Source organism: Desulfobulbaceae bacterium (assembly GCA_013792005.1).
Lineage (GTDB): Bacteria > Desulfobacterota > Desulfobulbia > Desulfobulbales > VMSU01 > VMSU01.
The window spans coordinates 39,432-45,906 of the sequence record VMSU01000223.1 but is presented as its reverse complement, the minus strand read 5'-3'; the positions used below and the strand labels follow the sequence as shown (position 1 = coordinate 45,906).

At 49.5% G+C, this 6,475-nt stretch carries 4 protein-coding genes; 1 reads left to right on the top strand and 3 read right to left on the bottom strand.

The features are described 5' to 3' along the window. Positions 1 to 189: 189 nt before the first annotated feature. Genes FP815_14295 through FP815_14285 form a run of 3 tightly spaced genes read right to left on the bottom strand, consistent with a single transcriptional unit; the run spans position 190 to position 4,708 of the window. The gene (locus FP815_14295) at positions 190 to 2,877 is read right to left on the bottom strand and encodes a PAS domain S-box protein (GenBank protein MBA3016097.1); all 2,688 of its coding nucleotides are present in this window, start codon (positions 2,875 to 2,877) and stop codon (positions 190 to 192) included. 12 nt (positions 2,878 to 2,889) lie between these two features. After that, entirely contained in the window at positions 2,890 to 4,515 is a 1,626-nt protein-coding gene (locus FP815_14290; GenBank protein MBA3016096.1) for a HAMP domain-containing protein, read from the bottom strand. Further along, positions 4,487 to 4,708 carry an IS3 family transposase gene (locus FP815_14285; GenBank protein MBA3016095.1) on the bottom strand — a complete coding sequence of 74 codons (222 nt, stop codon included), beginning with the start codon at positions 4,706 to 4,708 and terminating at the stop codon, positions 4,487 to 4,489. Before FP815_14285 ends, FP815_14290 begins: the two co-directional genes overlap by 29 nt. Before the next feature lie 694 nt (positions 4,709 to 5,402). Between FP815_14285 and metF the strand changes: the two genes are divergently transcribed. Next, positions 5,403 to 6,293 (top strand): methylenetetrahydrofolate reductase [NAD(P)H], encoded by an 891-nt coding sequence (metF, locus tag FP815_14280; protein ID MBA3016094.1) that lies wholly within the window; start codon positions 5,403 to 5,405, stop codon positions 6,291 to 6,293. The last annotated feature ends 182 nt before the right edge of the window (positions 6,294 to 6,475 follow it).

Below are 6,475 nucleotides of genomic sequence, written 5' to 3'. Positions count from 1 at the left end.
TTGACAATCTCACAAAAAGTCCGGGGTGGCTAAGCAAAAGGTGCGATATACAAGGCGCGGGGTGTGCTTTGTGAGTGAGGCCATACATATGGTATGCCGAACGAGCAAAACCGCCACGCAATTCAGTTCAATCCCCGCTGGTGTTGGACGGGGACGCAGTAGAGCGCACTTTTTGCGACGCCATCAAATTTAGTCGATGTCGAGCAGGTGACGAACCATTTCACTCAACTTTTTTATGGTGATCGGTTTTTTTAAAAAATTAACCCCCGGTTGCAATATGCCATCCGGGTCAATACTCTCATCTGAATATCCTGAAACAAAAAGGACTTTGATCCGCTGCGAACGGTTCTTGACGAGTTCAGCAAGTACAGTCCCTCGTTGTGCCGGCATAATTACATCTGTAATCAAGAGATCGATTGCCTCAAGATGCTGATCGAAAATATTGAGCGCTTCCCTGACGCTTCCGGCTTCCAGGACCTGATACCCTAAAGAATTCAAGGATTTACGGATAACTGTTCTGATTGTCGGTTCATCATCCACTAACAAAATTGTCTCATTGCCGCTAGGCAATGCCATTTCAGTTCTTTGCTCGTCAATATTCTGTTGCTGTTGGCTATCCCTGGGCAGAAGTATTCGGAAAACGGTTCCTACTCCGACTTCACTTTCGAAGTCGACCCATCCTTTATGCTGGGAAACAATGTTGTAAACCGTTGCCAACCCCATACCAGTTCCTTTACCGATTCCTTTGGTCGTGAAGAACGGTTCAAAAAGTCGCGGTCTGTCTTCTGGTTTTATGCCATTGCCGGTGTCGGTAACGGTGAGCTGCACATATTTTCCTTCACCTGGACCCGGAAGCGGTGCAGCTTCTTCTCTGCCAACGATAAGAGATGTCGTCCCAATGTGGATACGCCCCCCGGCAGGCATTGCATCACGGGCGTTGACCACAAGATTCATGATGACCTGTTCGATCTGAACAGAATCAGCAACAATAACGCTATCTCCAGAGTTCAGGTCGAAATCGAGGATAATTTCCTCTCCAAGAAGACGGTGAAGCATTTTCCCAAGATTTTCCAGTAGGGAGTCCAGCCGGACAGGCGCCATTTCAGATACCTGCTTACGGCTGAAGGCAAGGAGTTGCCGCACTAATGCCGCTGATTTTAATCCTGCACTCTTTATTTGGGTGATGTTCTCGTGGAGTTCTGATGGGCCGGGATGTTTCATGAGAATCAATTCACTGAACCCGATAATAGCGCTCAAAAAATTGTTAAAGTCATGGACCACTCCGCCAACCAACTGGCCGATACACTCCATTTTCTGGGCCTGAGAAAGTTGAGTTTGCAAGTCAAGGCGTTCCTGCTCAGCCTTTTTGAGTTCGGTGATGTCTTTGGCGATATGGACCGTTGCCACCACACGTCCTTGCACATCGATAATCGGGGAGACGGTGACCAGCATTGGATGACCAATATGCGGGTCGTCAATCTCGATGGTTGCAGGGCACCCCTTGTTCAGGGCCCTCTGGTGTGGACACTCCGGCCATGGGTAGGAGAGGGCATGAAAGACTTCATAGCAGTGCTTGCCGATCAATTCCTCGGCTGGTTTCCCCACAAAATCGGCAAGGGTCTTGTTGACTTTCAAAAACCTATAATTGGCGTCATGGACTGAAACAAGATCGGAAATGGAGTCAAAGGTATGCTTCCACTCCTGTTCCGCCAAGCGCAAGGCATCCTCCTGTCCTTTGAGATCGGTTATGTCCCGTGAATTGACCACCACACCGGAAATCATGCCGTTATCAGTCTTGTAGGGATAATACGCAACATCCATGTAACGCCTACTCTGGCTGGGGAAATCAAACCAGTCTCGATAACGGACCGGAGTCCCTTGCATCGCCTGATTGAGATTTGCTGTCATTGTTGCAAATTTCCTGTTGTTGGCATACAGATCGGCAACAGGGCGGTTAATAACTGTGTCACGAGTCCAGTTATAGGCCCTAAGATAGGCGTCATTGACGGCATGGAAGACACAATCTGATCCTATAAAGGCCATGTGCTCCTCCGAGGCCGAGACGATTTGTCGATACCTGCGTAGCTCTTCCTGGGCTTTTTCTCGTTCAGTAATGTCACGGAAGATTATTACTGCACCCGTGCACCTGTCATTTTCGTAAATTGGGGCGCTGGTATATTCCGCCAGAAAGTCTGTGCCATCTTTACGCCAGAACAAATCTTTTCCTGAAAAGGGTTGTTCTTCCCGTATTGAGCTATGGACGACACAGGTATCGATGGGGTTTGGTGATCCATCCTTATTGGTATGATGCCAGAGAGCATGGCTTTCCTGTCCGAGGAGTTCATCCAGGGCGTAACCGAGCATCCGCTGGGCTGCTGGATTGGCAAAACTGTGGCGACCTTGCTGGTCTACTCCCAGGATGCCATCCGCAACTGAATCGAGAATTAGTTCACGGTGGGTATGCAGGCGGGCTATGGTGGCAGCAGATTTCTTTTCGGCCAGACGAAGCCGGCCTCTTTCCAGCGCCTGCGCAATGCTAAAAGGCAAGCGGACAAAATGTTTTGCTGATTTGATGACATAATCATCCAGCCCAGCCTTCATGGACTCTACGGCAATGACTTCATTGCCGGTGCCAGTGAACATGATCACAGGGAGTTCCGGGAACTTGTTCTTTACCGAATGTAACACGTGCATGCCGGTGGTCCATTGTAGTTGGTAGTCGGTGATGACTAAATCAAAGTCAGCGGCGGTCAGGGCCGCTTCCAGATCGACTGCATTCAGGACTTCATCGACGGACACTTCGGGAAACTCCTTGTGTATTTCCCGCACCACCAGGGCACGATCGAAACGATTATCATCAATCAGAAGTATCTTCATCCCACTACCTCCTTAATGTTCTGTGCAAAGCGAATCATTCGCCATAGACAGCCAAGCTGGATCAACAGGAGACAACTCCAGCCAGAACGTGCTGCCCTGACTTGGAATTGATTCTACCCCGCAACTGCCGCCCAGCCGTTCAATTCCCCTGTGGACGGTAGCTAGTCCAATCCCTGTTCCCGGATAACTGTCCATCCCGTGCAGCCGGACAAAGACATCGAAAATCCGGTGTTGGTCTTCTGGGGCAATGCCAATTCCGTTATCCTTGACAAACAGGCGTACCTTGTCGCCATTGTGCTGAGCCCATACCTGTATCCTGGGAGGTGTCCCAGCCTTGACATACTTGATGGCATTACTGAGTAGATTCATGGTGATCTGGGTCAGGATGCCATGATTGGCCATGACCACTGGCAGGCATCCTTCAATGGTTACTTGTCCTTCGACTTTTTGTATCTCAAAAGACAAGTCCTGCACGACCTCCTTGAATAGCTGACCGGTATCGACCTGGTCAATGTGGATATCCTTGTAGGATATTCGGCTGTATGACAGGAGATCGAGGATCAACTTGTCCATGAACTCAGCGGCGGCGGTGATGTTAGTTAGGTGCTCAGTGATCCGGAGATCAAGGCTTTGCCCATCCTCGCGGATGGCCTCTGCAAACCCCTGTATCGCGCGTAAGGGCGCTCGCAGGTCATGAGAAACCGTGTAAGCAAAAGTCCTTAAATCTTCATTGGCAGTTTGCAGTTCCGCCGTGCGCTGCTGGACCAGGGCCTCTTTTTCAGTGAAACTTTGGGCAAGAGTTGTGGACATCCGGTTAAAGGCCAGGGCCAGGGTGCCGATTTCGTCATTGGTCCTTGGCGCCAGCGCGCAGGAAAAATCTCCATTTTCCAAACGAACCGTTGCCTCATACAATTCTTGCACTGGCAGAATCATCTGTTGCTTGATAAAAATAGCCATCGCAATCGCTGCAAGCGCTGATACCACCAAGATGCCGAAGCGCAGCACATTGAATCGTTGTATCACCTGCTCATTGTGTGTGCTCAGGGCAAAGACAAAATCGTCTACCTTCTTAAAATGAGGTATAAATGCGTCATGACAGCCGTGACAGCGTTTTTCGCCCTCTTCCCAGACTTGAATCGGATCAGCAATGATTTGCAGCAACTGGGGCTTTTGTTTCTCGTTCCACAGGGTGATCAGACTGTCCAGCTGTCTATTCAGTACATCATGTGTTGATGCTTTACAAGACGGGGTGACATCACACTCGGGGCTTCCCGTCCTCAGGCCAAGCAACGTTTGTTCGTATTCACCAAGCGCCTTTTTTAATCCCGCGCGATGAAGTGATCCCAGCATCACGTCGTCACTGTTCAACAGGAAATGGGCATGGAGGGCCAGGTGAAAGACATGCATGCGCTGGCGGCCTGCCAGGTTAATGCGCATTGCCTCGCCCTGAATCTCTTCGGTCAGATAAAAAGTGGAGATGACCATGCTGCTGAGCAGCAGCAGAATGGTCGCGGCGATACAGGTATATTTGCCAAGGATGGAGGTCCATATTCTCATCACGTTCCAATCTCCTGTCGCATGATCTGTTAAGACTTTTCCGGACAAATAATTACGCAGCATTTTGATAAGCCGCCTCATGGACAGCTGGACTTAAATACCTTGTAGCTGCGTGACGCCTCTGGCGATTGTAAAAGACCTTAATGTATTCGAAAACATTACTTTTCGCCTCGGCCCTGGTCTCATAGCGTTCGTGATGGGTCAATTCGGTAAAAAGTGGATGGAGAAAACCTTCAGATGGGGCATTATCCCAGCAATTTTCTTTGCAACTCATGCTACAGGCAAAGCCAGATTTTAGGATCGAGATTTGGTAAAGTTCTGATGCGTACTGACGTCCTCAATCACTATACAGGAGCAATCAAGGTAAAAAAAGTATAACCTCATCAAAGGCCGAATGCAACGCGCCTGTGCTTGATCAGACCTGTGAGGGGCGGGAGACAACGGTCTGACAAGACAAAAATTGCAGGCACGTAGTTGTCACGTGCGGCAGGCGTCAATAAGAGACTAGGCGAGTATGTATTGTTTTGTCGGAGAATCTGGTCTACTCGACAGCATCAATAAAGTCTTGTAAATGCATTCGTAACTAGCGTAGATACCAGAGAAAACGTCGAAGAGGTATTTTGCATTATTTTCATCAACAGGAGCTTTCAAAGCTGTTTTGTAACTATCCACCTTCTGATCCAGAAAGGTGGCGAAGCCCAGAACCGTAACTGTCCAGCAGTGCCGCAGATGCTAGGCATCGGCGGCACTGCTGGACAGTTACGCTGTTTTTTACTTTGCCCGAGGTGGTATTGGGTTGCAAAAACTTGACTTATCGTGAGCGGTCGCGTTATTAACCCCATAAACATGAACGATTGAATTCGTGAGCCATCAACAAAGAGTTTGATGGCGGATGGGTGGAATGGTTTGAGCTTGGCCTGTTCTGTTTTTGGGTCAGGATGATGAGCGTACTTTGGGGAGATGATACGATGTTGGTCAAGGATATTATTGCTCGGCGACAGCCGACGATGAGTTTGGAATTTTTCCCGCCCAAGACCGATGATGGTTGGGAGCGTTTGTTTATGAGCATAGCTGAGCTGATACCTTTAAAGCCTGCATATCTGAGTGTGACTTATGGGGCGGGAGGGACGACCAGGGAGCATACCCATAATCTGGTGGGGAGAATTCAGAGGGAGACCAATATTACCGTGGTTTCGCATCTTACCTGTGTTGGACACTCTCAAGGTGAGATGCGATCGATTCTGGATCGTTTTCAGCAGAGTGGGGTGGAAAATATTCTGGCCTTGCGTGGTGATCCTCCTAAGGGCCAGGAGGATTCTGTGCAGCCTAAAGATGGCTTTCTCTATGCTGCTGAACTGGTGGCGTTTATTAAGGAGAATTTCCCGAATATGTGCGTTGGGGTGGCGGGATTTCCTGAAGGTCACCCTGGCACCCCCAACCGCTTACGTGAAATTGAGTACTTGAAGGCTAAGGTCGATGCCGGGGCTGATTATATTGTCGCCCAGCTTTTTTTTGATAATCGTGATTTCTATGATTTTTGCGGGCGGTGTGAGTTGGCCGGAATCACGGTGCCGATTATCGCAGGCATCATGCCGATTACCAGTCGGCAGGGGATGGTCAGGATGGCTGAATTGGCAGCAGGGTCAAGGATTCCTGCCAAGCTGTTGAAGGCGGTGGAACGGGCCGGGAGTGACGAGCAGGTGGCTAAGGTCGGTGTCCATTGGGCAACCGAGCAGGTACGCGATTTGTTGGATCACGGGGTGCGCGGAATTCACTTCTATACGCTTAATAATTCATCAGAAATACTAAAAATTTATGAGGCGCTGGGGGTCAGTGACTCGGACCAGCTCTCTTCGTAATGTCTGAGCTGTCCTGAGTGTCCTGTCTTGAATTTCTCTGGCGTGATCGAGTCATGGCGCTGTGAATCTTAAATGTGGCTCTAGACTATTCCCAGATTTTTTGTTGGCAACCGTACCACGGCTTTTTTTATCATGTTCCCTTCTGCTCTGGAACGATTATCGCGGGACCGTTCCCTGAGCGG